This is a genomic window from Acidithiobacillus sp., assembly GCF_023229925.1.
In the GTDB taxonomy this organism is placed as follows: domain Bacteria; phylum Pseudomonadota; class Gammaproteobacteria; order Acidithiobacillales; family Acidithiobacillaceae; genus Acidithiobacillus.
The window spans coordinates 830,237-853,435 of the sequence record NZ_JALNYM010000001.1 but is presented as its reverse complement, the minus strand read 5'-3'; the positions used below and the strand labels follow the sequence as shown (position 1 = coordinate 853,435).

Here is a 23,199-nt window from a genome sequence, read left to right as displayed (position 1 = left end):
CAGCAGGCGCCGCTGGCGCTCGACCAAGGGCAGGCGCTCTCGACCGAGGAATAGCAGTACAGCCTCACTGTCTTGACCCTGACGGCAGGCCACTGCAATATCAAAGCAACCCATAGAAACGTCATTTTAGTGTCCCATACTGGCGGTTATATCAATACCCGACAAAAAAATGGCGCTCGGAATGGGCTCATAAACTGTTTCTGGAGTGATTATGGCGGCGCATGGCGAAGTGGTGGTTCTGGGGGCAGGCATCGTTGGGGTCTCCATTGCCTTGCAACTGCAGTTACGGGGTCGTTCCACCATTCTCCTGGATCAACAGGGCCCCGGAGAGGGAACGTCCTTCGGCAATGCTGGCCTGATTCAGCGCGAGGCGGTCATGCCGCACCCCTTCCCCCGCGCTCTGGCGACGCTGCTCAGCTATGCTCGCAATCAGTCGACCGAGGCCTACTATCGGGGGGCGATGCTGCCGCGTCTGGCTATTCCCTTCATGCGGTATTGGTATAACTCCCAGGAAGATCGTCATCGGATGATTGCCCGGCATTACGCCGCACTGATAGCCCACTGTCTGGATGACCATCTGGCCTTGGCTGGAGCGGCGGGGGCGATTGATCTGCTCCGTCCCGGTGGCTGGTTGCAGGTACATGAAAAGACTGAGTCCCTGGATCATGCCCTGAAAGAGGCGGCATTTAAGGCCGAGAATTTTGCGGTGGCCTACGATGCACTCGACGGCGCTCAGGTGGCGGCGGTGGAGCGCAGTCTGCGCCCCGGATTGGCTGGCGGCATCCACTGGACCCAGCCGCTGGCCGTCGTCGACCCTCATGCGCTTACGCGCGCGTACCTGAACTATTTTACCCGGCTGGGCGGCGAGTTCCGCACCAGCGCTGTGCAGGGTGTAGAGCGCCGTTCGACAGGATGGCGCATCGCTACGGTGCATGAACCGGTCGACGCCGCCGAGGTGGTGGTGGCTTTGGGCGCCTGGTCAACGGATGTGTCCGGACCTTTGGGTTACCACCCATCGTTCTTTGTAAAAAGGGGCTACCACATGCACTACGCTCAGCCGGAGGCCACACCACTCTGTCACGCGCTGCTCGATGCCGATCAGGGCTATATGCTGGCGCCCATGCAACGCGGTATCCGGCTGACGACCGGTGCGGAGTTCGCGCATCGGGATGCCCCGCCTTCCGCTATTCCGCTCACTCGGGCGGAGGCGCAGGCCCGCCGGTTATTGCCTGCCCTGGGCAAGCGCCTGGACGCCGACCCCTGGATGGGGGTGCGCCCCTGCACCCCCGATATGCTGCCGATCATTGGCCGGGCGCCGGGGCATCCGGGGGTCTGGTATGCCTTTGGCCATTGCCATCAGGGGCTGACCCTGGGACCCACCACCGGGCGCTTGTTGGCTGAAATGATGGCGGGTGAAACGCCGTTTACGGACCCCACGCCCTACCGCCCGGAGCGATTCTGACCGGCGGGTTTCTGGATGTTGACCCGCACTGGCTCCATCAGCAATACTGCATGTTTTCCCAGTCTGTGGACGCCGGAGCCGATCATGGAGCAGGTAAGCCCTCCCAAACGCCGTCTCGAACCCTTGTGCGAGAAGATTACGCTGCCGGTGATTCGTGCGGTGGTGGACGATTTTTACAATCGCATCCAGCTTCACCCGACCCTGGCAGAGCCTTTCTCCGTCGTCCAGGACTGGGATCTGCACAAAGACCGACTCAGCCATTACTGGTGGACCGTATCCGGTGGACTGCCTTACAAAGAATACCGCTATGCGTTGGGCGACAAACACGCGTCGGTTGGAGTGAGCAATCTGCTGGTGGATGACTGGCTTGCGCTTTTCCACGAGACCATGCTGGACCACATGGATGTGGATCTTGCCCGTCGCTGGCACGGTATGGCGGCGGGTATCGGTGAGTCTTTGCGCCTGATGTTTACCCCCCGCGGCGATTAAGCAGGGGTCAGTGCTGACCGTGATCCAGAAAAAACCGGTAGGCTGGGTTGGCGGTTTCCGCTACATGCGGGTAATCGAGCCGGGCGAGCAGTGATTCAAACTCCGCCATCTCGGCATCCGGCACCTCAAAGCCCGCCAGGACCCGGCCCAGGTCAACACCATTATTGCGATAATGGAAAAGACTGATATTCCAGTGCCCGCCCAACTGGTCGAGAAATTCCATCAGGGCGCCCGGACGTTCCGGAAACTCAAAGCGATAAATCCGCTCATTCTGCGCCGCGACCGCATGGCCACCGACCATATGACGGATATGCAGCTTGGCCATTTCATCGTCACTCAGGTCCAGTGCTTCGTGGCCCGTCGTCCGTAAGTTCCCCAGCAACATATTGGCGTCTTCCCGGTCGCGGATAGCCACACCAACAAAAATATGTGCCTGATCCCGGCGGTGCAGGCGATAATTGAATTCGGTGACGACCCGCTGACCAATGGCTGCGCAGAAGGCGCGAAAGGCTCCCGGTCGCTCCGGAATCGTGACCGCAAACAGTGCTTCGCGGGCCTCGCCCAGTTCCGCCCGCTCGGCGATGAAGCGCAGACGGTCAAAGTTCATATTGGCGCCGGAGAGGATGGCGACCCAGGCCCCGCCCTGACCAGGGTCGGTTGCGGCCATCCGTTTGAGACCCGCCAGGGCAAGCGCACCCGCCGGCTCCATAATGGAACGTGTCTCGTCAAAAACATCCTTGATGGCGGCACATATCTCGTCATTACTTACCCGCACAATTTCATCCACATATTTCTGGCAGAGGGCAAAGGTGTGTTCTCCCACCTGGCGCACCGCCACGCCATCGGCGAAAATACCGACCTGCGGCAGAGTTACCCGCATTCCCGCCTGCAAAGACTGATACATGGCATCGGCCTCAAAGGGTTCAACGCCAATGATGCGAATCTCTGGCATGATGGATTTCAGGTAGCCCGCTACCCCGGCAATGAGACCGCCGCCGCCCACCGGAACAAAAATCGCTTCCAGGCCGGCGCCGCGCTGACGGAGTATCTCTGCGCCTATGGTCCCCTGTCCGGCAATGACCAGCGGATCGTCAAAGGGGGGAATGAAGACCAGGCCCGATTCGGCAATCAGTGCGTCGCAATGCACTTGCGCGTCGGAGTAGCTGTCACCATGAAGAATGACCTCCGCACCCCGCGCCCGTACCGCATTGACCTTGATTTCCGGAGTGGTGCCGGGCATGACGATCACCGCACGGATACCCAGCTTCTGAGCAGCGTAGGCGACACCCTGCGCGTGATTGCCGGCGCTGGCGGTGATGACACCGCGTGCTTTTTCGGCGTCCGAAAGCTGGGCGATTTTGTTGTAGGCGCCGCGCAGTTTGAAGCTGAACACCGGCTGCAGGTCTTCGCGTTTGAACAGCACTTCGCGCTGTAGGCGTGCGCTCAGTTTGGGCGCCGCTTCCAGGGGCGTTTCTCGGGCCACATCATAGACCCGGCTGCACAGTACTTCGCGGAGAAGATTTTTCACGAGGCGTTTTCTTCTGGTGTGTGGAGCTGCATGAGTTTGCGAAATTCGGCGATATCAGGAGCGAGGGTCGCATTCGCTTTGCTTTCCATCACTTCATAACGCTTCAGGATTTCTTCACCCATCTCGGTCAGATGCGCGCCGCCGCCATGGCTGCCGCCTGTGGCCGTGCCGACTACCGGTGCCAGGAAGCAGCGATTCATGGTATCTACCAGCAACCAGGCACGCCGATAACTCATATTCATTGCGCGCGCCGCTGCGGAGATGGAGCCTTCTTCGCGAATATGGCGAAGCAGTTCGGCCTTGCCGGGGCCAACGGCGATGGCTTCTGCCAGCAGAATGCGAAGACGGGGTTGCAGATGGTCTGTCATGGAATGTTCTTCCTTTCAAAATAGTCCAGCAGCGTGTTTGGCAACCAGCGCAGATGACCCGGAAAGGCCCCCTCTATAAAGCCAACATGACCGCCATGCTCGGTGATGCAACGTGTTACGGCCGGGTTTGTCTGAACATTGCGTAGGCTGTCGACGGGTACAATAGGATCATCCGCGCTGTTCAGAAGCAGTGTGGGCACATTGATATGTGACAACAACGGCGCTGCGGAGCCTTCTTTCCAGAGGTGTCGGGCGCCTGAAAAACCATGTACGGGTGCCGTAAAATATTCGTCGAAATCATACACGCTTTTTGCCGAAAAGACCCGTGGCCAGTCCGCCATATCCGGGTACTTGGCCTCGTAACGGCGGACAGAACTCTTCATTTTCAGGAGAAAATACCGGTTGTAGAAGCGAAGATAACCGGATTGCAGATGCTCTGCCGTCGCGATCAGATCAATGGGCGCGCAGACCGCAGCCGCACTTTCCAGATTTTTGTGCGCCTCGTCTCGTGCCTCGCCCAGATATTTGAGAAGAGCGTTTCCGCCGAGGGAGACACCGACGGCGTAGCGTGGGCGTCGTGGGAACAGTGCCGTAGCGCGCTCCAGCATCCAGCGAATCTCGGCACTATCACCCGCGTGGTAGCCGCGGGGCAGGAAATTGTCAATTCCCCCGCAGCCGCGGAAGTTGATAAAGCAGCCTGCCCAGCCCCTCTGCCGCAGAGCCGCCGCGAGGGAGTGGGCATAATGTCCACGCGAACTGCTCGCCAAGCCATGAAAGAGGATAACCACGGGTGCATCGTCTGATGTGTCCACCCGGTCTACAGCCACCTGGTCGCCATCAGGCGTTTCCCAGATTTCCCGGCGAAATTCGACAGAACCCGAGTGGGCGAAAAACGGCGCCCAGATGGTCTGAAAATGGCCACCCCGCGACCACCAGGGCGGATGAAAAGTGCAGGAAGAATTCAATCCTCTATATAGGCGTCGTGACTGCGCAAATAGGTTTCGAGATCGTCAATGCAACTGCCACAACCGCCGCCGCATCCGGCGTGGACCATCAAAAGCTCCATAAAAGGCAAGGGGGTGGCGCGCTGACGCTCAAGGATTTCCTGAAAGGTGGCGGCCGAACAGCAGCAGTAGGGGCTGTCATCGACTTCCTCGGGAGCGGCGGACATGGCAGAACTTTCACCTCTGACGGTATGCGTTAAAGCAAAGGCATACAGTAACTATTGGGGGCGTGCGGTGCAAGAGCCTGCCGCGATCCACATCGAAACCACCGCGATTTGATGGTCAGGGCTGGTATTGCTTGAGTCATGATATAAAATGCTCGTATCGACGCGAGTTAATGGCGACGAGGACTCTTGCTGTAAGGTCAGCACGATATTTTTATGAAGAAAAGTTACCATCTCGCTGAGAGACCGCGTATCATTGTCATAAAAAGTTCATAAAAGTGTCGCACTATTGTCATGGTTGTGGGTCACAATAAGTGAAGGTTCGTTATCGTTTTTGCACGGAGAGCCCCGTATGCTCAGCACCCAATCTCACGGCAGTACCGGTCACGTCGCCACCAAGAAGGAGCGCTCGTTGCGTCTCTATCTGGCACGTCACCAGGACGAAGTAGAAGCGGCGCAACGACTGCGCTATGGCGTATTCAGTGCCGAGTATGGTGCCCAGTTCGGTGGTCGTCCTGGGCTGGATCAGGATGAGTACGACCCCTTTTGTGAGCACCTGATTGTCGAAGACGAGCTCCGTCAGGAAGTTGTTGGTACTTATCGTCTCTTCCGCCCCGAGAAAGTCGCCCGGGTAGGGCGCTATTATGCCGAGACAGAGTTTGATCTTTCACGTCTGCTGGCATTGAATGTGCGAATTATGGAGTTGGGACGGTCCTGCGTACATCCTGAGTACCGTCAGGGCGCGGTGATTGCGTTGCTCTGGTCGGGGCTGGCCGAGGCCATGACGATGTGGCAAATCGATTATCTCATGGGCTGCGCGAGTGTACACAGCACCGACGGCCCAGCCCTTGGCGCTCTGTACCAGCGTCTCAATATGTACCTGACGCCGCAGGAACAGCGGGTTTTCCCCCTGCGCGCTGTCCCCAATTTTGATGTGCAGGCGCAGGTAGACCCTGCCACACTGCCTAGCCTGCTCAAGGGCTATTTAAGGGCGGGGGTGCGTATTGGCGGCGAACCTTTCTGGGATCCGCAATTCCATTGTGCAGATTTCTTCGTCTGGTGCGAGTCTGGTCTGATCACCCCTCGCTATCAGCAGCGCTTTCTGGAACCGGTGGACGCGCGTAAGTGATACGCCGTAAAAAGCCCGTTTCGGTATTGATAACTTACCCGGGGCGGCGCTGGCGTCGTTCGCGGCCCAAGGCTTTGCGGCGTATCTGGCGGCTGCCGGTGCTGGTGTTTTATCTGCTTCTGGCCTTTCCGTTGGCCGTCTGGACTTGTGCACGCAAGCCCGAGCCCGATGCGGGTAGTTATCGAGCTTTTGCCTGGTGGAGTCGGCGGGCCTTGCGTATCCTTGGGATCCATTTGCGCGTGGACGGGGCCATCCCTAAATCGCCGGTACTTGTCGCCGCTAATCACGTGTCCTACCTGGATATTCTCGCGCTCGCGACCCTGGTTCCGGGGCGTTTTGTGGCGAAGACGGAAATGCGTGCCTGGCCGTTTTTCGGGATTATGGGTGAGTGGCTGGGGACGCTCTTCATCGATCGTAGCGACGCCCGCGCCAGTCAGCGCACCATGCGTCAGGCCAGTGCGATTCTGACAGCTGGCACCAGTGTTGTGCTCTTTCCAGAAGGGACCACCAGCGATGGGAAGGGGGTGGGTGATTTTTTTGCGGCACCTTTCGAGACCGCATCCGGGGCGGCAGCACCGACGATTCCTGTCGCTTTGCGCTATGAAGACGTACTGCGCCCCGGTCAGCCCGATCCCCTCTGCCCCTTCATTGGGGAAGATAGCTTGTTTGGACATCTCTGGAGACTGGCAGCGGCGGCACCGTTGACACTGCGCGTTGAATTCCTGCCTGCGCTGGCGCCGGAATTGGGTCGCCGGAAGCTGGCAGCGACGGCTCAGGCGGCTATTGCCGATGCCTTACACCGGATGGAGCAAGGGGCTTCAATCACCTATCTGCATAATCCCCGCCGTCGTCCTATCCGGGATGCCTGGGCAGCATGGCGGCATGGTCACGAGGGTTAGTTAGGCAGGCCGCCAGTTATGAACGCTTTCCACCAGGGTGGCGACATTTCCGACGGGGGTTTGTGGGGTAATGCCATGGCCGAGATTAAAGATATGGCCCGGCCCAGGTCCATGGCTGGTCAGAACGCGCTCTGCCTCTGCAGCGACAGCGCTGGCGCTGCCATAGAGGGCGATGGGGTCCATATTGCCCTGCAGTGCTATGCCATCACCCAGATGTTGACGGGCGACACTTAACTCGGTTGTCCAGTCGAGACCCAGCACATCAGCGCCGCTCGCCGCCATTGCTCCCAACCAGTTACCCCCGCCCTTGGTAAAGAGCAGGATTGGCACCGGGCGGCCTTCTGCTTCGCGCTTCAAACCGGCGATGATCTCGCTCATGTAGGCAAGCGAGAACTCTGCATAGGCCGGGGTACTGAGACTGCCACCCCAGGTATCAAAAATCATCACTGCCTGCGCCCCTGCGGCAATCTGCGCGTTGAGGTATTGGCAGACCGCTGCGGCCAGATGACGTAGGAGGCGATGTAGCAGCGCTGGATCACTATATAGTAACCCTTTGATATGGATGAAGTCGCGGCTGCCGCGACCTTCGATCATGTAGCAGGCGAGGGTCCATGGGCTGCCTGCAAAGCCGATGAGAGGTACCCGTCCATTCAGCTCACGGCGGATGAGACGCACCGCATCCATCACAAAGCGCAGCTCCGTTTCTGGATCGGGCTGACTCAGTGCGTCGATGTCCGCAGCGTTACGCAAGGGACGTTCGAATACCGGACCTTCGCCCTCCTGAAATTGCAGTCCAAGTCCCATGACATAAGGAATGGTCAGGATGTCCGAAAAAAGGATGGCGGCATCCAGCGGAAAGCGATCAATGGGCTGCAGCGTCACTTCACAGGCCAGTTCCGGTGTGGTGCAGAGGGTGAGAAAATCCCCGGCACGGACGCGGGTAGCGCGGTACTCCGGCAGGTAACGCCCGGCCTGACGCATCAGCCAGACGGGGACATGATCCACTGGTTGACGCAGGCAGGCACGCAGGAAATTATCATTCTGCAATGCGGACTTCATCGGCTATACGCCCAGTTGATCGAGGATGCCCTCGGCGGCCCTGCGCCCTTCATCTACCGCCGTGACGACTAGGTCAGAGCCGCGGCGCATGTCCCCCCCGGCAAAGATACGTGGGTTAGTGGTCTGGAATCGTTCGTTGGTATTAATCCGTCCACGGGCGTCCGTGCTGATGCCGTATTCGGCAAACCAGGGGGCGGGGGAGGGATCAAAACCAAAAGCGATGATCACCGCATCGGCATCCAGTATCTGCTCTGAGCCAGGAACAATTTCTGGATGGCGACGACCCTTGGCATCGGGCTGCCCCAGACGAGTTTCGACCAGGCGCACACTCCGTGCGCCGGATACCGCATCACCCGTGATCTCGACGGGCTGGCGGTTGAAGAGAAATTTGACTCCCTCTTCGCGGGCATTGGCGACTTCCCGGCGCGAGCCAGGCATGTTTTCTTCATCGCGACGATAGGCGCAGGTGACCGTGCTGGCACCCTGGCGGATGGCGGTGCGTAAACAATCCATGGCGGTATCGCCACCACCCAGCACCACGACCCGTTTGCCGGACAGGTTGACGTAGGGGAGTGCCGGGTCCAACAACTGCATCAGGTGTCGCGTGTTTGCAATCAGATAGGGCAGCGCCTTGAGGACGCCAGGCAGGTTCTCGCCAGGAAACTCGCCAATCTTGGCCGTGTAGGTGCCCATCCCCAGAAACACGGCGTCAAAGTCTTCCAACAGATTACCCAGGGAAATATCTTTGCCGACTTCTGTATCGAGCTGAAAGCGGATACCCATTTCCTGAAGCAGATCGGCGCGGCGGGCCACTACTGCTTTTTCCAGCTTGAAAGGCGGAATGCCAAAGGTGAGCAGGCCGCCAACTGCCGGGTAGCGGTCAAACACGACCACTTCGGTGCCTGCGCGGTTGAGAATATCTGCACAACCCAACCCGGCAGGGCCAGCCCCTACCACCGCAACGCGCTTGCCGTTGGGGATGATATCGGGTGTTTCCGGTCGCCAGCCGCGGGCCAGGGCTTCTTCAGTGATGAATCTTTCCAGGTTGCCGATGGTAACGGCGCCAAAGCCGTCATTGAGGGTGCAGGCACCTTCACAAAGGCGATCCTGTGGGCAGATGCGGCCACAGATCTCCGGGAGGGTGTTGGTCTGATGGGAGAGACTGGCCGCTTCTTCCAGGCGGTTTTCAACAATGAGCTGCAGCCAGTTGGGAATATAGTTATGCACTGGGCACTTCCACTCACAATATGGGTTGCCGCAGTGCAGGCAGCGGTCGGCCTGAAGCTGTGCACTGTCCAGGTCAAAGCTGTGGTAAATTTCCGTGAAGGCCGCGCGGCGTTCTTCCACGTCCACCTTTTTGGGGTCCTGTCGCGGGTCTTCGATAAATGAAAAATGACTCATGGTTTTTCCTCAGTGGTGACGCGGTCAGCTCGCTTCTTCGAGCAGAACATCCAGTTTGGCCGCCTTGGGCACCACCAGCCAGACATCACGGATAAAGTGGGTCCAGTCCTTGAGCAACCCTGCGGCATAACTGCTGCCAGTGGTGGCCGCATGGGCTTCGATATGGCGTCGCAGGAGGGCCTCGTAGCCGCGCATGGACTCGGTTTCAATCCGGTGATAATTCACTAGTTCGCCATTCACCTGATCAGGAAACTGGCGGGCCTGATCGCGGACAAAGGCGAGACCACCGGTCATGCCCGCGCCAAAGTTTACGCCGACCGGGCCGAGGATGACGATCTGGCCTCCGGTCATGTACTCGCAGGCATGGTCCCCGGCGCCTTCGATCACAGCGATGGCTCCGGAGTTACGCACCGCAAAACGCTCACCGGCGCGCCCTGCGGCATAAAGACGCCCGCCAGTGGCTCCGTACAGACAGGTGTTGCCGACAATAGCCGAGTCTTGGCTGGCATAGGAAACGCCCGCTGGCGGTGCGATGATGATGGTGCCACCGTTCATGGCCTTACCTACATAATCGTTGGCGTCGCCGTGCAGATGCAGGGTCATACCCTGCACGCAGAAGGCACCAAAGGACTGGCCCGCCGTACCCTGCAAGTCGACGTGTACCGCATCTTCCCGCAGGCCAGAATTACCATAGCGACGGGCGATTTCTCCGGCGAGACGGGCGCCGATGGAGCGGTTCACGTTGCGAATCGGATAGTGCAGGCGGGTGGGGATTTGCTCGTCCAGCGCAGGTCGCGCGTCCTTCACCATGGTCTCAGCAAGCTCGCCTTTATCGAAAGGTGGGTTACGATCCTGGGTGTGGATGTTGCTGTCGGCATCGCGCAGATCGGTATTGGCCAGCAGCGGACGCAGGTCGAGATGTGCTTGTTTTTCCGTCTGCGCCCCACCGATTTCCAGCATCTGGGTGGCACCAACCAAGTCGTCAAAGCACCGGATGCCGAGTTGCGCCATGATTTCGCGGACTTCTTCGGCGACGAAGCGGAAGTAGTTGATGACCATTTCCGGGAGGCCGGTGAAATGTTTGCGCAGGGTCTCATCCTGCGTGGCAATGCCGGTGGCGCAGTTGTTGAGGTGGCAGATGCGCAGATACTTGCAACCCAACGCAATCATCGGGGCGGTGCCAAAACCGAAGCTTTCGGCTCCCAGCAAGGCGCCTTTGACCACATCCAGCCCGGTCTTGAAGCCACCGTCGGCCTGCAAACGCACCCGATGCCGCAAGTGGTTGCGGCGCAGGGTGACCTGAGTTTCCGCCAAACCCAGCTCCCACGGCGAACCGGCATATTTGACCGAAGTCAGCGGGCTGGCGCCGGTACCACCATCATAACCGGCGATGGTGATGCGGTCAGCATAGGCCTTGGCCACCCCGGCCGCGATGGTACCGACACCGGCCTCGGAGACCAGCTTGACGGAGACATAGGCCTGTGGATTGATCTGCTTGAGGTCAAAAATGAGCTGTGCCAGATCCTCGATGGAATAGATATCGTGGTGGGGCGGCGGGCTGATGAGGGCGACGCCTTCCTTGGCGTAGCGCAGGCGGGCGATGATGCCGCTGACCTTATGCCCCGGCAACTGACCGCCTTCGCCGGGCTTGGCGCCCTGGGCTACCTTGATCTGCAACTCTTCGGCATTGACGGCATACTCCGGCGTCACACCAAAGCGACCGGAGGCGATCTGCTTGATCTTGCTGACCTTGTTGTTGTGATAACGGGCCGGGTCTTCGCCGCCTTCACCGGAGTTCGAGCGCCCGCCGATGGTGTTCATAGCGATGGCCAGGGCCTCATGGGCCTCGGGCGAGAGCGCGCCCAGGGACATGGCTGCCGTGTCAAAACGGCGGGTGATGGCCTCAATGGGTTCAACCTCACTGAGCGAAATGGGTTGTGCTGCCGTGCGCAATTGCAGCAGGTCGCGCAGGTTGGTGATCGGGCGTTCGTTGACGAGTCCGGAAAACACCTGATAGTCGGTATAGCGTCCTGATTTTACAGCCGTTTGCAGGCTCTGGACGACGTCCGGGTGGTAGGCGTGATATTCGCCACCATTGATATATTTGAGCAGACCACCGATAGGTAGCGTCTTCCGCGGCAGGTAGGCGTCGCGGACCTGCTGGCGGATATCGCTTTCCAATGTACTAAAGGAAGCGCCGCCAATCCGGCTCACCGTACCCTTGAAGCAGCGCTCCACCACCGTCTGATCCAGACCAAGTGCTTCAAAAAGTTGGGTGCTGCGGTAAGAGGCGAGGGTGGAAATCCCCATCTTGGATAGAATCTTGTAGAGGCCTTTGTCGATGCCTTTGCGATAATTTTCCAGCGCCTTGAGGGCCGTGACCGGCTGGCTGAAGGCATGCCGCTCGGCCAGACTGCGGATGATGGCATAGCTCAGGTAGGGATAGACAGCGGTGGCACCGTAACCGATCAGTGTGGCGAAATGGTGGGGATCGCGGGTGTGGGCGGTGGCCACGACGATATTGCAGCGGGTGCGCAGACCAGCATCGATGAGGGCGTGGTGGACTGCACCTACCGCCATCAGTGCCGGGATGTAGAGCCGATCGCGCTCCAGGGCGTGATCCGAGAGCACCAGGATAACGGCTCCGTGCCGCACCGCTTCGATGACTTCTTCGCAGAGGGCTTCAATAGCGCCTCCCAGATTGCTGTCTGCCGCGGAATAACAGAGATCAAAAGTCTGGCCGCGAAAGGCCGGTTCCGTCCGGCTGGTGAGGGCGACAAAAGTGGCATCGGAGAGCACCGGGGAGTGTACTTCAATGCGCCGGGCATATTCGGGACGCTCGGCAAACAGGTTGCTTTCACTGCCGATGACCGTGTTGAGGGACATCACCAGGGCTTCACGCAGGGGGTCGATGGGGGGATTGGTGACCTGGGCGAATTGCTGACGGAAATAATCGGCAATATGCCGGGTTTGCCGCGATAAGATCGCCATGGGGGTGTCGTCACCCATGGAGCCGACGGCTTCCTGGGCGCCCTCGGCGAGGACACGAATGACTTGGTCTTCTTCTTCAAAGCTGACACCAAAGGCCTTTTCGCTGACCAGCAGGTCGCTTACCGGCAGTACCGGGGTGGTGTCGCTGTCGTCACTATCGAGATGCTCAGCATATCGATCCAGCCATTCCCGGTAGGGGTTGCTGTTCTGGATTCGCGCGTCGATGTCTGCCGACTCAAGGAATTTTCCGGTGGCCATATCCACCGCCACCAATTGCCCCGGCCCGACCCGACCCTGCACGGCGATGTCGCGGTGATCGTAGTCAAAGACGCCCACTTCGGAGGCGATGTTGATGATACGGTCTTTGGTGATGACATAACGGGCCGGGCGCAAGCCGTTGCGATCCAGTGCACAAGCCGCGATGCGTCCGGTGTTGAGCACCAGCCCGGCAGGGCCATCCCAGGCCTCCATGCGCATGGAGTGATATTCGTAGAAGGCGCGCAGGGCGGGTTCAATGCGCGGAACATTGTGCCAGGCGGGCGGCACCAACAGGCGGATGGCCTTGAAGAAGTCCATGCCGCCCTGCACCAGCAGTTCAAGCATATTGTCGAGGCTAAAAGAGTCGCTGCCACCGCCCACTGCAGGTAGCACTTCTGCCATAGGCAGCAGGTCGGATTGGAGCTGCGCCTCGCGCGCCTTGGCCCACAGACGGTTGCCCTGCACCGTATTCAACTCGCCATTGTGGGCGAGCATGCGGAAGGGTTGGCATAGCCGCCATTCCGGCCAGGTATTAGTGGAGAAGCGTTGGTGATAGGTGACGAGCGCGGAGGCGAAGCGTGGGTCGCAGAGATCGGGATAAAAAACGGGGAGATTCTCTGGCAGCACCAAGCCCTTGTAGCCGATGACCTGGGAGGAACAGGTCACGGCAAAAAAGCTGCTCTCGTCGACAAAGCGTTTTTCTACCCGTCGTCGCAGGCGATAAAGGAGGCGTTCGTGACTGTCTGTATCCGCGGCGTCGGGGAGGCCCACAAAGGCTTGCCATACACCCGGCAGGCTCTTAAGGGCTTCGTCACCACAAGCGGCAAGGTCGGTAGGGACCTCGCGCCAGCCCAGACATCGGAGACCGAGGTCTTCGGCTTCGGCATCCAGTGTCGTGCGGATTTCATCCGCAACCGATTGGTCCTGCGGGAGAAAAAACTGGCCGATACCGAAATGTTTGCCGAGAGCAACACCCTGCTCGGTGGCGATGGCGCGGAAAAAGGCCTCCGGCATCTGCAACAGCAGGCCGCAACCGTCGCCACTCTTGCCATCGGCGGCTACTGCGCCGCGGTGGGTGAGGCGTGCCAGGGAGGTGATTGCCGTCGCGACAATGGCGTGACTGGCTTGGTTGTCCATCTGGGCAATCAGCCCAAAGCCACAGGAGTCCCGTTCAAAGTCGGAGGAATATAAGCTGTGCGTCATAGTGTCACCTGGTTATCACATCACCCTGTCGCCGGACTGCAATGCAGGGCCGAGCATTATAACGCGCTCATGGGCACCATCCAAGGGCTCAGGCTTCGCCATGTGGATCGAAGATGCGGTCATACTCGGCAATGGCAAAGCGGTCGGTCATGCCAGCCACATAGTCGGCAACGACACGCGCCTGGCGCTTCGCTGCACCGCTACACTCGTTGATGCGCACCTGATATTTTAGCGGGAGCAGTCGAGGATCTTCACACAGGGTATGAAAAAGTTTGCGTACCAGACGCTTGGCTTTTTCCGCTTGACGATGCACCCGCGGGTGACGATACATACGCTGAAAAAGGAGGCGTTTGAGCACAGCGACGTCGTGGGCGATGGCGGGACTGTGGGCTGCGAGGGGGTGTGGCGCGGCCCGTACATCTGCGATCGTGATGATGCCCTCGGCGGCGATGCGGCGTCGGGTTTCATCGACTAGATCGTGGATGAGCAGGTTGATGAGGCGGCGGCCGGTTTCGTGACGCAATACGGTTTCGGAGGCTTCGGGATAGCGCTGGGACACCTCCACAAAAATAGCCCCATACAAGGTGCTGGCACAGAGTTCTTCCAGATTGAGCAGGCCAGCGCGTAAGCCGTCATCAATATCGTGGTTATTATAGGCAATCTCGTCGGCGAGATTGGTGATCTGCGCCTCCAGACTGGGATGGCTGCCCTGCAGAAAGCGTTCACCCACATCTCCCAGGTCGGCTGCTTTGCTTTTGGCGCAGTGTTTGAGAATGCCCTCGCGGGTTTCAAAGCTCAAATTCAAGCCTGGAAAGTCGCCATAGCGCCTTTCCAGGTGATCTACAATACGCAGGGACTGGATATTGTGCTCGAAACCGCCGAGGTCGGCCATACACTCCTGCAAAGCATCCTGCCCGGCATGACCAAAAGGGGTATGACCGAGATCGTGGGCCAGGGCAATGGCTTCGACCAGATCCTCATTCAGGGCCAACTGGCGGGCGATGGCGCGACCCACCTGTCCGACTTCCAGGCTGTGGGTGAGGCGGGTGCGATAGAGGTCACCCTCGTGATTCACAAAGACCTGGGTCTTGTATTCAAGACGGCGGAAGGCGCTGGAGTGGATGACCCGGTCCCGGTCGCGCTGAAAGGCGCTGCGACCGGCGGGCGGTTCCTCCGCATGTTTGCGGCCACGGCTTTGTGCGGGGTCGGCGGCGTAAGGCGCCAATCTCTCGGACTGGTTCGGAGAGACAGGGTCAGGCATGCCCGGACGATTCCTGTACTGCGACACGGGCGGCGGATTCGTCTATTACCCGCTGCATGGTTTCGGCGAGCAGAGGCAGGCGCGTGGCGAACAGCGCAAAGGCTGCATCGGCATATTCGCGGATTTCATACTGGGCATCTTTCTTGCACCGTAGCTTGAAAAAGTTCATCAGGCTGCGGAAGTTGACCGTCCAGTAGACATCCGAGTAGGCGGCAACCGGCATCACGTTACGCAGGAGCTCGCGGGCCCGGCCGCGGTAAGGGTCGCGTCCGCCCTCTTTAGGACCCAACTCGCCGCTTTCGCGCGCCAGATCAATGCGGCTGCAAGCCGCATTGTATTGATGCTCGTACCAGCCAAAGAGCTGCGCCATCAGCGCTTCGTATTCGCTTATGGCCGCCTCGTCCAATACCGAAAAGCCATCCACCGTGCGTGCGGCGGCATCGGGCACGTAGGCGACAGAGAGGGGCTTGCGGTAGCGCATGGAAAATTCGTTCCAGCTAGAAACGCGGTGTTTAACCCATTGGCGCAACACAAAAATCGGCGCGATGAAGCGGAAGCGGAAGTAGACGGTCTCGAAGGGGGTGCCATGTTGATCGCGCAGTAGCTGGTAGAGCAGGGCGCGGTCGCGCTCTGAAAATTCGTGCCCGCTGCGGAGGCGCTGGTTGGTGGTGCTGATGCGCGCGGTGTTGATGATGGTGGCTTCGTCACCCCAAGTCTCTTCCAGTTCGATGAAACCGAAGTTGCCAATACGGCGGGTGCCGCCGGGGTTCAGCGCGATGCGTTGCGCCATTTCCTCTTGCAGTTCCGCGGTTGCTTTATTGATCTCATGCATGTCCATGCTCCATGAAGGCCTGAAGGGTTTGAGTGATAGCGGCCGAGGGGACATCTCCGGTGATGACTGCATTCCCAATGCCGCGCAGCAGGATGAAGCGCACCCGGCCCCCCTCCGCTTTCTTGTCAACGCGCATAAAGCCAAGATAATCGGCGACGGGGAGTGTGGGGGCCAGCGTGGGTAATCCAGCAGCTTTGATGAGGGCGTAGATACGATCCTGCTCGCTCTCCCGAATCAGATCGAGACGGCGCGAAAGATCTGCTGCCATGACCATGCCGATGGCCACCGCTTCGCCATGCAGGTACTGGCCGTAGCCGGTCGCCGCTTCAATGGCATGGCCGAAGGTGTGACCGAGGTTGAGAATGGCCCGCAACCCCCCCTCCAATTCGTCGCGTGCCACGACGTCGGCTTTGTCTTTGCAGGAGCATTGGATCACTTTGGCCAGGGCGTCGGCCTCCCGGGCGAGCACCGCATCCATGTGGTCTTCGAGCCAAGAGAAAAAGCCCTGATCGTTAATCAGGCCATATTTAATCACCTCGGCCAGTCCTGAGCGGAATTCCCGGTCAGGCAGGCTGTCCAGGGTATCGGTGTCGGCGATCACGGCACGTGGCTGGTAAAAAGCGCCGATCATGTTTTTACCCAGTGGGTGATTGACCCCGGTTTTGCCACCGACAGAGGAGTCTACCATGGCGAGCAGGGTGGTCGGCACCTGAATGTAGGTGACTCCACGCTGATACACGGCGGCGGCGAAGCCGGTGATGTCTCCGACGACGCCGCCGCCGAGGGCGCAGAGGGTGCAGTCACGGCCGTAACCCGCACTCAGCAGGCGCCCGGTAATTTCTTGGATATGAGCGAGAGACTTGCTCTCCTCGCCAGCTGGCAGGATGATGACCAGCAAGTCCTTTTCAAGTTTCTTCAGGGTTGTTTGCAGCGTTTCTAGGTAGAAGGGCGCGACATTGCTGTCCGTGATAATCGCGACCGGGCCTTTGCTCAGGACGGGAGCGAAAAGGGTCGGATCGGCGAGGATGCCGGTGCTTATGTGGATGGGGTAACTGCGCGGACCCAGATCGACGCGAAGGCTGTGCATAACGTTTACTCTTATAGACCGATTTATACCCCATTGTTGGGGTTCTTTTACGTTGAGGCAAGTGTGCTGCCGCCATCGCGACCGTTTGAGCTTCTTGGACTGGCTATCCTCGTGCGGGCGCTTGTCCTGCACGCTGTTGGAGATGTCGCAGTATCCGGCGCAAGACCTGATCCGAGCGCAGACCATCGCCCAGCACCCGCCAGTGTGCGGTCTCCTGATAGAGCGTATTGCGTTGCTCCGCGAGTGTTTTCAGGCGCGTATCGAGGTCGGTATTTTGCAACAGGGGACGGCTGCGGTCATGGCGAATACGTTTGAGTTGCTCGCCGACACTGACATCCAGATAAATGACCTCGCCCATGCATCGCAAATAATAACGATTGGCAGGGTCGAGTATGGCACCGCCACCGGTGGCCAGTACGATCGCCTCACTCCGGGAGGAAAGGTCGGCGATAACTTTGCGTTCCCGTTCGCGGAAGCCGGACTCCCCTTCAATTTCAAAGATGGTGGGGATGTCTACGCCCGTATGATGTACGATCAGCGCGTCACTATCCACATAAGGAAGACGCAATCGGGCGGCCAGGAGCCGCCCGATGGTGGATTTACCCGATCCCATCGGACCGACGAGGATAATACTTCCGGTCATTGCCCGAGATTGGCGTTGCCGGAAGTCCCACCGAGGCCATCTGGGGCGCCGCCGCCAATCACCTTGGGGGTCAGGAAGACCAGCAGTTCGGTCTTGGCCACATTTTTCAGGTGACTCTTGAAGAGCCAACCGAGCAGAGGGATGTCCTTCAATAAGGGGACGCCGGTTTCCGTCCGGGTGATTGAGTCGGTATAAATGCCACCGATGACCACGGTCTGGCCGTTGTTGACCAGCAGCTTGGTTTTAACCTGCTGGGTATCAATGGGAATGCCGGAGGGCAGGGCCTGGGCATAGTTGGGCTGGTTATTTTGCGCGTCCACATCCAGGGTGATCTTGCCGTTGGGTGAGATGTGCGGTGTGACATCCAGGCTGAGCTCCGCTTTCTTGAAGGATACCGATGTTGCGCCGCTGCTGGTGGACTGCTGATAGGGGATTTCCTGACCCTGTTCGATGACGGCTTTTTCGTTGTCCTGGGTGAGAACTTTGGGGCTGGAGATAATCTTGGCGCGGTTATTCGCTTGCAGCGCCTGTAATTGCAAGTTCAAGATGCGATTACCGGCGGCGGTGCCCAGGGCAAAACCCAGCGAAGCCGGATTGGTGCCAGCGAGGGCGCTGCCGGCGGTGGAAGGCGTCAGGTTTACCAAGGCCGGGGTGGTGAAGCCGGTTCCGCTGGTGGTGGAAGTTCCAGACATCGGGTAGGCGCCCCCCTGTGTTGGGGTGACTCCTGAAGCACCAGTGCCCGACAGGTTGACGACCCCGCCGCCGCCGCCGCCGGTATAAGTCCCGCCCCAAACCACCCCCAGGGACTGTGCCGCATTGGTGGTGACCTGCACAATGCGCGCTTCAATCAATACCTGCGGGACCGGACGATCGATCTTGGCGATCAGGTTTTTAATGTTGGTAATATCCTGCGGGGTGTCTCGAACCAGCAGGCTGTTGGTGCGGGTTACTACCGCTACCGAGCCGCGTGGGCCGAGCAGCGAGTTGCCAATAAGGCTGGAGCTCGGAATGCCCAGTGCACTGGCCAGAGCGGCATTCTGTGCGGGATTCATGCTCGTGCCATTGTCGGCCCCTGCAACTCCAGTTTGCTGGTTTTGATCGAAACCCTGCAGTAGCGAGGCAATCTGCGAGGCTTTTGCATATTTGATCTGTATCAGCTCCGTCTCTAGCGGTTCGAGCTTGCGCTTGCTGGCAGCGGCCTTCAGTTGTGCCTCTTCCTGGCTGGTAATCTGGTTGGCCGGAGCCACCCAGAGAATGTTGCCGATATGTTTTTTCGCCAGTCCCTGAGACTCCAGAATCACCTGAAGCGCTTGCTCCCACGGCTCGTTCTTGAGACGGATGGAAAGACTGCCCGTTACATTGTTGGAAACCACGATGTTTTGGTGAGTGAAGTCGGCAATCACTTGCAGGGCATCGCGCACGCTGATGTTCTGGAAGTCCATACTCAGGCGCGCACCGGCATCGGGATTGATGCCTGCCGCAGTGGTTCTGGGATGTACGTCAATCAACGTGTGTTGCCCCAGCTGGTAGGCCGAGTACTCATAAGGACCGTGAATGGCAAAAACCAATCGGGTGCTACGTCCCAGAGGATAGCTGTCCACATACTGAACCGGGGTGCCGAACTGGTTGACCCCGAAACGGTGGGTGTAGCTGGAGGGAATGATCGTGTCTTTGAGCTCGACGATGAGGGCGCCATTCTCACGAGTGACGTTCATCTGCGGTTGCGGGCCGGAGATGGAAAGATTGAGGACGCCGCCGCCATCCTTCCCACGCTTAAAACTCAGATCATTGATTTGTGTGCCTGATGTGATGGTTGGGGTGGGCAGGGGCGGCGCCGACGTCACCGGGGTTTCTGTCGCACGGCTGCTGGCGGGCACGCTCGGGACACTTGCGGCAGACGCTTCACTCTGATTGGCGACCAAGGCCAGTCGATAACCGCCGGGCGCCGGCTCCATCATGATTGCCTGCGGTGACTTCAACAGCAGATCAAGGCGGGCGTGATGACCCACATTTTCGGTGAGCACATTCTGCACAGCACCGCTGCCGGCGACGGTACCCACGGAACTCATAAAATGGGCGTCACTGAAGTCAATGCGCACCCGATAACCGCCATTCATTGTGTTTACGTCGTAGGCAGGGCGGCTGTCACTGCGGATCAGGAACGCCGTGCCATGCTGATCCCGTACCGGCGTAACGCTGCTGATCAGGCTCTCGGCCCAGGCGGCACCGGAGATCAGGCAGAGCGTCGCCGCCATGATGGCAATAATCGCTGGCCTCAGTACCAAAGAGCGGGGCTGAGGGTTTGCAGCGACACGGCGGGTGTGGTGGGCGGTACTGGATGCTGTGCTCATCTTTTCGCTATCCTCTGTATTCTTTGGGGTTAGGCAAATCATGTTTAGTTGCCGTTTTGCATGTGCAAAACGGTCTGTTCTTTCTGGAATCCACCGAAGGCGTTGGGTATGTATTGTTCGACGGTGACCGACCGTTTCGTCATGTCATCCTCAATGCGCACGATGCGACCATTATGGGTGCCGATGTAGCTGCCGATGGTTGCGCGATAGATTTTTTTATCCGGCGCCAGGACCACGGCCCAGAGCTTGTCCTGATTATCCCGAACAATGCCGGTTATGCTCAGGCTGGAAAGCGCATATTTTTCCAGCGGCTGGACAGGCCCATGACTGGCCGGACGTGGGCCGGTACTGGCGGCAGCAGCTTCCTTGCGCAACAGAAGCTCCGAGAAGCTCGTGAAGGGATCACGGTTGAGCGGATTCTCATAAGCCTTCGGCGCGTAAGCAGGGGGCACGGGCAGCGGTGTAATGTGCGTGTTGCTCTTCGGGCCGTCAGCAACGAAGGTCTGAAGATGGCGGAGATTGTCGTTGTCTGAGCAACCGCTCAGTAGCGCCATGCCGGTAAGCATCATCAGGATATGTAGAGAGCGTTTCATGGTTGGCCCCCTTTCTTGCTTTGATGACCGGCACTGCCACCGCCATCCAGATAACGATAAGTGGTTGCTGTACACTGCATCACCAGTTTCTGGACAGCCTGAGCCTTGGCCGCGCTGGTTGCACCCGCATCAGGCATCCGGGCAATGTCGATATTGTTAATGGTGACGATGCGAGGCATGGCGGCGACCGCGGCGGCGAAACGCCCGATGTCATTGTAGGTACCGACTACTTTGAGCTTGACCGGGATCTCGGCATAGAAATTTTTGTTCACTTCTCCGGTAGGCTGGAACAGTTCGAAATCCAATCCGCGACTACGTCCCGCCAATGTCACATTATCCAGCAACGAAGGAATCTGTGTGCGGTTGGGCAACTGCTGCAGAAAGTTCTGAAAACGCCGATTCATTTCCCTGATCTGGGCCTGATATGCAGGCAGGGAGGCGGCCAGCAATTGTTTTTGCCGTACTTGAATCTTCAGACTGTCTTCTTGAGTTTGCAGTTGATCATATTTCTCATTTTCGGGTGAAATGAATTCAAACCAAACCACGACGCCAAGAACCAGAACAATGATGGCGATGACGATGAGCTTGGTTTTGACCGGCCAGCGGATGATGTCATCAATTTGCAGATTACGGAGTTCATCAAAGGTCATGGTCGTGTATCCTTGTTCTGCGCCGGTGCGCCACTTCTATTCGCGGCAGTCGGCGTGCGGATGCTCATCCGCAGCGTAAATTGTCCCACCTCTTCATTACCCAGCTTGGATTTGCTGATGATGTTCAGTTCTGGCTTCTCAAAAATCCTTGAGGCTTCAATGTTGCGCATAAATGCCGCGACCTGATCGTTCGCCTGGGCATAACCATCGACGGTAATGGCATTACCTGCCTGCTTGAGATGTGTCAGAAAAACACCGTTGGGGGTGACGCTGGCGAGGGTGTTGAAGAGACGCACCACCATATCCCGCTGGTTCTGCAGGTCGGTAATGATGCCCTCACGGGAAAGCAGTTCATCACGTTTTTTACGCAGGTCGGCAATGGACGCGATTTTTTTGTCCAGTTGGGTAGTAACCCCCTGCAGATACTGCACTTTTTTCTGCTCAGCAGACACGCGCGCACTAAAAATACTGTAGATACCATAATAGAACAGGGCGGCAAGCAGCAGGATGCCAACAAGGGCCAGTGCTAAAAGTCGGCCGCGTTGCGTACGCTGGGCCTCCCGATAGGGTAGCAGGTTAATGCGGATCATGCCGGAATCCTCCTTAACGCCAGCCCACAGGCAACAGCTAAAGAGGATCTGTCTGCATCCATAAAGCGACGGCTGATCTGGGGAGCCATTTCCATGCCCGCAAAAGGATCAGGTACGTAAACCGGGAAGTTCACCAGTTGACGTAATTGTTCTGCAAGTTGCGGAATTTTAGCGCCGATACCAAAAAGATGTACCGATCCTGCGGGAATATCTGGCATGCTGGCCTGAAAGAAATCAAGAGAGCGAAACAGTTCCTGGGCCATACTCCGGGCGAAGGGGTTGAGCACATCACGCTCATATTCGGGAGGCAGGCCACCGAAGCGCTCCATGCGTTGTGCGTCATTGGCGTCGAGGCTATAGCGGCGCTGTATTTCTTCAATCAGACGACCCAGGCCAAAATTATGCTCACGGGAGTAAACCGGATGTCCTTCCTGGAACACATTGATATTTGTGGTGACGCTACCTATTTCTACCAGAATGACCGCTCTGCCGGGGATGATGCGTTCTTGCGGCGCCATGCTGGCGAGATGCTCATATAATAACCAGAGCGCAAAGGGCTTGACGTCAATAATTTTTGGTTTGAGGCCCGCTTCTTCGATAGCGGCAGCACGATCTTCGACGGCTTCTTTCTTGCACGCTACCAGCAAAACATGGCTATAACCTTTTCTGGTTTCATCGGGTCCAAGCACCGCGAAATCAAAATTGACGGCGTCAATGCTGTAAGGAATGTATTGGCTGCCCTCAAAGCGGATTTGCTCTTCGATACCCACTTCATCCAGGTCGCCCGGAAGCGATATGACCTTGACGATGGCCGTATTGGCGGGCAAAGCCGTCGCCACGGCCTTGGTCCGGACGCGGGATCGCTCAAGAATGGTGCGCAGTGCATGGCCGACCGCTTCAGCGTCCTGAATGTCACGATCGTTGACGGCGCCTGGCGGAAGCGCCTCGGAGTCCGCATGTTCGACGCGAAGCTTCCCTCGGGACTGCGAGAGTTCAACAAGTTTTACCGCGTCCGGACTAATATCCAGGCCGAGCAAAGGAGGAGTTGGTAAGCGCAGCACGTTTATTCCCTTTTATAGTCTGACGAATATTACATAAATGCGGTTTGCAGAAAACCAACGGCACTTGCGCAAAGCACGAATACTCTTCGCAACTTGTGGGGGAAATTAGCAGCATTCCCGATTCTGTCAAGGCGCGCCCACCGAGAAATTGCTACAATACGCTCGAAATGCGGTCG

The 23,199-nt window shown here is 58.5% G+C and carries 20 protein-coding genes; 4 read left to right on the top strand and 16 right to left on the bottom strand.

What is annotated here, in order from left to right; genetic code table 11:
• Nucleotides 1-211: 211 nt before the first annotated feature.
• Together M0P56_RS04305 and M0P56_RS04300 are read left to right on the top strand one after the other, a co-directional pair.
• Nucleotides 212-1,462: an FAD-binding oxidoreductase gene (locus M0P56_RS04305; protein WP_291508818.1), complete on the top strand. Its 1,251-nt coding sequence runs from the start codon at nt 212-214 to the stop codon at nt 1,460-1,462.
• 84 nt (nt 1,463-1,546) lie between these two features.
• Nucleotides 1,547-1,951, top strand: a complete 405-nt coding sequence (locus M0P56_RS04300; RefSeq protein ID WP_291508817.1) for a truncated hemoglobin — start codon at nt 1,547-1,549, stop codon at nt 1,949-1,951.
• Nucleotides 1,952-1,958: 7 nt separating this feature from the next.
• On the opposite strand, the gene ilvA is transcribed toward M0P56_RS04300, so the two are convergent.
• From ilvA to M0P56_RS04280, 4 genes are read right to left on the bottom strand one after another with little or no spacing between them, the layout of a single operon-like run.
• On the bottom strand, nt 1,959-3,479 hold the full coding sequence (gene ilvA, locus M0P56_RS04295) for a threonine ammonia-lyase, biosynthetic (RefSeq protein ID WP_291508816.1): 1,521 nt from the start codon (nt 3,477-3,479) through the stop codon (nt 1,959-1,961).
• Entirely contained in the window at nt 3,476-3,847 is a 372-nt protein-coding gene (locus M0P56_RS04290; protein ID WP_291508815.1) for a winged helix-turn-helix domain-containing protein, read from the bottom strand. The genes ilvA and M0P56_RS04290 overlap by 4 nt, the downstream gene beginning before the upstream one ends.
• Nucleotides 3,844-4,812 (bottom strand): alpha/beta fold hydrolase, encoded by a 969-nt coding sequence (locus M0P56_RS04285; RefSeq protein ID WP_291508814.1) that lies wholly within the window; start codon nt 4,810-4,812, stop codon nt 3,844-3,846. The genes M0P56_RS04290 and M0P56_RS04285 overlap by 4 nt, the downstream gene beginning before the upstream one ends.
• On the bottom strand, nt 4,809-5,018 hold the full coding sequence (locus M0P56_RS04280) for a (2Fe-2S)-binding protein (RefSeq protein WP_291508813.1): 210 nt from the start codon (nt 5,016-5,018) through the stop codon (nt 4,809-4,811). The genes M0P56_RS04285 and M0P56_RS04280 overlap by 4 nt, the downstream gene beginning before the upstream one ends.
• 349 nt (nt 5,019-5,367) lie before the next feature.
• On the opposite strand from M0P56_RS04280, the gene M0P56_RS04275 reads away from it, so the two are divergent.
• Nucleotides 5,368-6,144 (top strand): GNAT family N-acyltransferase, encoded by a 777-nt coding sequence (locus M0P56_RS04275; protein WP_291508812.1) that lies wholly within the window; start codon nt 5,368-5,370, stop codon nt 6,142-6,144.
• The gene (locus tag M0P56_RS04270; RefSeq protein WP_291508811.1) at nt 6,141-7,043 is read left to right on the top strand and encodes a 1-acyl-sn-glycerol-3-phosphate acyltransferase; all 903 of its coding nucleotides are present in this window, start codon (nt 6,141-6,143) and stop codon (nt 7,041-7,043) included. The genes M0P56_RS04275 and M0P56_RS04270 overlap by 4 nt, the downstream gene beginning before the upstream one ends.
• Here M0P56_RS04270 and hemE read toward each other — a convergent pair whose 3' ends face one another.
• The 12 genes from hemE to pilM form a co-directional block, all read right to left on the bottom strand.
• Nucleotides 7,044-8,102, bottom strand: coding sequence for a uroporphyrinogen decarboxylase (gene hemE / locus M0P56_RS04265; protein WP_291508810.1), 1,059 nt, complete (start codon nt 8,100-8,102; stop codon nt 7,044-7,046).
• Between the two features lie 3 nt (nt 8,103-8,105).
• Complete coding sequence (locus tag M0P56_RS04260; RefSeq protein ID WP_291508809.1) at nt 8,106-9,503, bottom strand: FAD-dependent oxidoreductase; 1,398 nt, start codon at nt 9,501-9,503, stop codon at nt 8,106-8,108.
• A gap of 24 nt (nt 9,504-9,527) precedes the next feature.
• Nucleotides 9,528-13,955, bottom strand: coding sequence for a glutamate synthase large subunit (gltB, locus tag M0P56_RS04255; protein ID WP_291508808.1), 4,428 nt, complete (start codon nt 13,953-13,955; stop codon nt 9,528-9,530).
• A gap of 88 nt (nt 13,956-14,043) precedes the next feature.
• A complete protein-coding gene (locus M0P56_RS04250) occupies nt 14,044-15,216 on the bottom strand; it encodes a deoxyguanosinetriphosphate triphosphohydrolase (RefSeq protein WP_291508807.1) in 1,173 nt (390 codons plus the stop codon).
• Nucleotides 15,209-16,048, bottom strand: coding sequence for an FAD-dependent thymidylate synthase (thyX, locus tag M0P56_RS04245; protein ID WP_291508806.1), 840 nt, complete (start codon nt 16,046-16,048; stop codon nt 15,209-15,211). The genes M0P56_RS04250 and thyX overlap by 8 nt, the downstream gene beginning before the upstream one ends.
• The gene (gene aroB / locus M0P56_RS04240; RefSeq protein ID WP_291508805.1) at nt 16,041-17,135 is read right to left on the bottom strand and encodes a 3-dehydroquinate synthase; all 1,095 of its coding nucleotides are present in this window, start codon (nt 17,133-17,135) and stop codon (nt 16,041-16,043) included. Before aroB ends, thyX begins: the two co-directional genes overlap by 8 nt.
• 103 nt (nt 17,136-17,238) lie before the next feature.
• Entirely contained in the window at nt 17,239-17,778 is a 540-nt protein-coding gene (locus tag M0P56_RS04235; RefSeq protein ID WP_291508804.1) for a shikimate kinase, read from the bottom strand.
• Complete coding sequence (locus M0P56_RS04230) at nt 17,775-20,129, bottom strand: type IV pilus secretin PilQ (protein ID WP_291508803.1); 2,355 nt, start codon at nt 20,127-20,129, stop codon at nt 17,775-17,777. The genes M0P56_RS04235 and M0P56_RS04230 overlap by 4 nt, the downstream gene beginning before the upstream one ends.
• A 44-nt stretch (nt 20,130-20,173) precedes the next feature.
• Nucleotides 20,174-20,722 (bottom strand): pilus assembly protein PilP, encoded by a 549-nt coding sequence (locus M0P56_RS04225; RefSeq protein WP_291508802.1) that lies wholly within the window; start codon nt 20,720-20,722, stop codon nt 20,174-20,176.
• Nucleotides 20,719-21,372: a type 4a pilus biogenesis protein PilO gene (locus M0P56_RS04220; protein WP_291508801.1), complete on the bottom strand. Its 654-nt coding sequence runs from the start codon at nt 21,370-21,372 to the stop codon at nt 20,719-20,721. The genes M0P56_RS04225 and M0P56_RS04220 overlap by 4 nt, the downstream gene beginning before the upstream one ends.
• A complete protein-coding gene (locus M0P56_RS04215) occupies nt 21,369-21,962 on the bottom strand; it encodes a PilN domain-containing protein (RefSeq protein ID WP_291508800.1) in 594 nt (197 codons plus the stop codon). The genes M0P56_RS04220 and M0P56_RS04215 overlap by 4 nt, the downstream gene beginning before the upstream one ends.
• Entirely contained in the window at nt 21,959-23,023 is a 1,065-nt protein-coding gene (gene pilM, locus M0P56_RS04210; RefSeq protein WP_291508799.1) for a type IV pilus assembly protein PilM, read from the bottom strand. Before pilM ends, M0P56_RS04215 begins: the two co-directional genes overlap by 4 nt.
• Nucleotides 23,024-23,199: the final 176 nt, after the last annotated feature.

Bases quoted from the DNA above. Each gene is read 5' to 3' on its own strand.
- M0P56_RS04290 (WP_291508815.1), bottom strand. From the start codon at position 3,847: ATGACAGACCATCTGCAACCCCGTCTTCGCATTCTGCTGGCAGAAGCC.
- M0P56_RS04280 (WP_291508813.1), bottom strand. From the start codon at position 5,018: ATGTCCGCCGCTCCCGAGGAAGTCGATGACAGCCCCTACTGCTGCTGT.
- hemE (WP_291508810.1), bottom strand. From the start codon at position 8,102: ATGAAGTCCGCATTGCAGAATGATAATTTCCTGCGTGCCTGCCTGCGT.
- aroB (WP_291508805.1), bottom strand. From the start codon at position 17,135: ATGCACAGCCTTCGCGTCGATCTGGGTCCGCGCAGTTACCCCATCCAC.
- M0P56_RS04305 (WP_291508818.1), top strand. From the start codon at position 212: ATGGCGGCGCATGGCGAAGTGGTGGTTCTGGGGGCAGGCATCGTTGGG.
- M0P56_RS04250 (WP_291508807.1), bottom strand. From the start codon at position 15,216: ATGCCTGACCCTGTCTCTCCGAACCAGTCCGAGAGATTGGCGCCTTAC.
- M0P56_RS04225 (WP_291508802.1), bottom strand. From the start codon at position 20,722: ATGAAACGCTCTCTACATATCCTGATGATGCTTACCGGCATGGCGCTA.
- M0P56_RS04230 (WP_291508803.1), bottom strand. From the start codon at position 20,129: ATGAGCACAGCATCCAGTACCGCCCACCACACCCGCCGTGTCGCTGCA.
- M0P56_RS04275 (WP_291508812.1), top strand. From the start codon at position 5,368: ATGCTCAGCACCCAATCTCACGGCAGTACCGGTCACGTCGCCACCAAG.
- M0P56_RS04235 (WP_291508804.1), bottom strand. From the start codon at position 17,778: ATGACCGGAAGTATTATCCTCGTCGGTCCGATGGGATCGGGTAAATCC.
- thyX (WP_291508806.1), bottom strand. From the start codon at position 16,048: ATGCATGAGATCAATAAAGCAACCGCGGAACTGCAAGAGGAAATGGCG.
- M0P56_RS04260 (WP_291508809.1), bottom strand. From the start codon at position 9,503: ATGAGTCATTTTTCATTTATCGAAGACCCGCGACAGGACCCCAAAAAG.
- M0P56_RS04220 (WP_291508801.1), bottom strand. From the start codon at position 21,372: ATGACCTTTGATGAACTCCGTAATCTGCAAATTGATGACATCATCCGC.
- M0P56_RS04215 (WP_291508800.1), bottom strand. From the start codon at position 21,962: ATGATCCGCATTAACCTGCTACCCTATCGGGAGGCCCAGCGTACGCAA.
- gltB (WP_291508808.1), bottom strand. From the start codon at position 13,955: ATGACGCACAGCTTATATTCCTCCGACTTTGAACGGGACTCCTGTGGC.
- M0P56_RS04300 (WP_291508817.1), top strand. From the start codon at position 1,547: ATGGAGCAGGTAAGCCCTCCCAAACGCCGTCTCGAACCCTTGTGCGAG.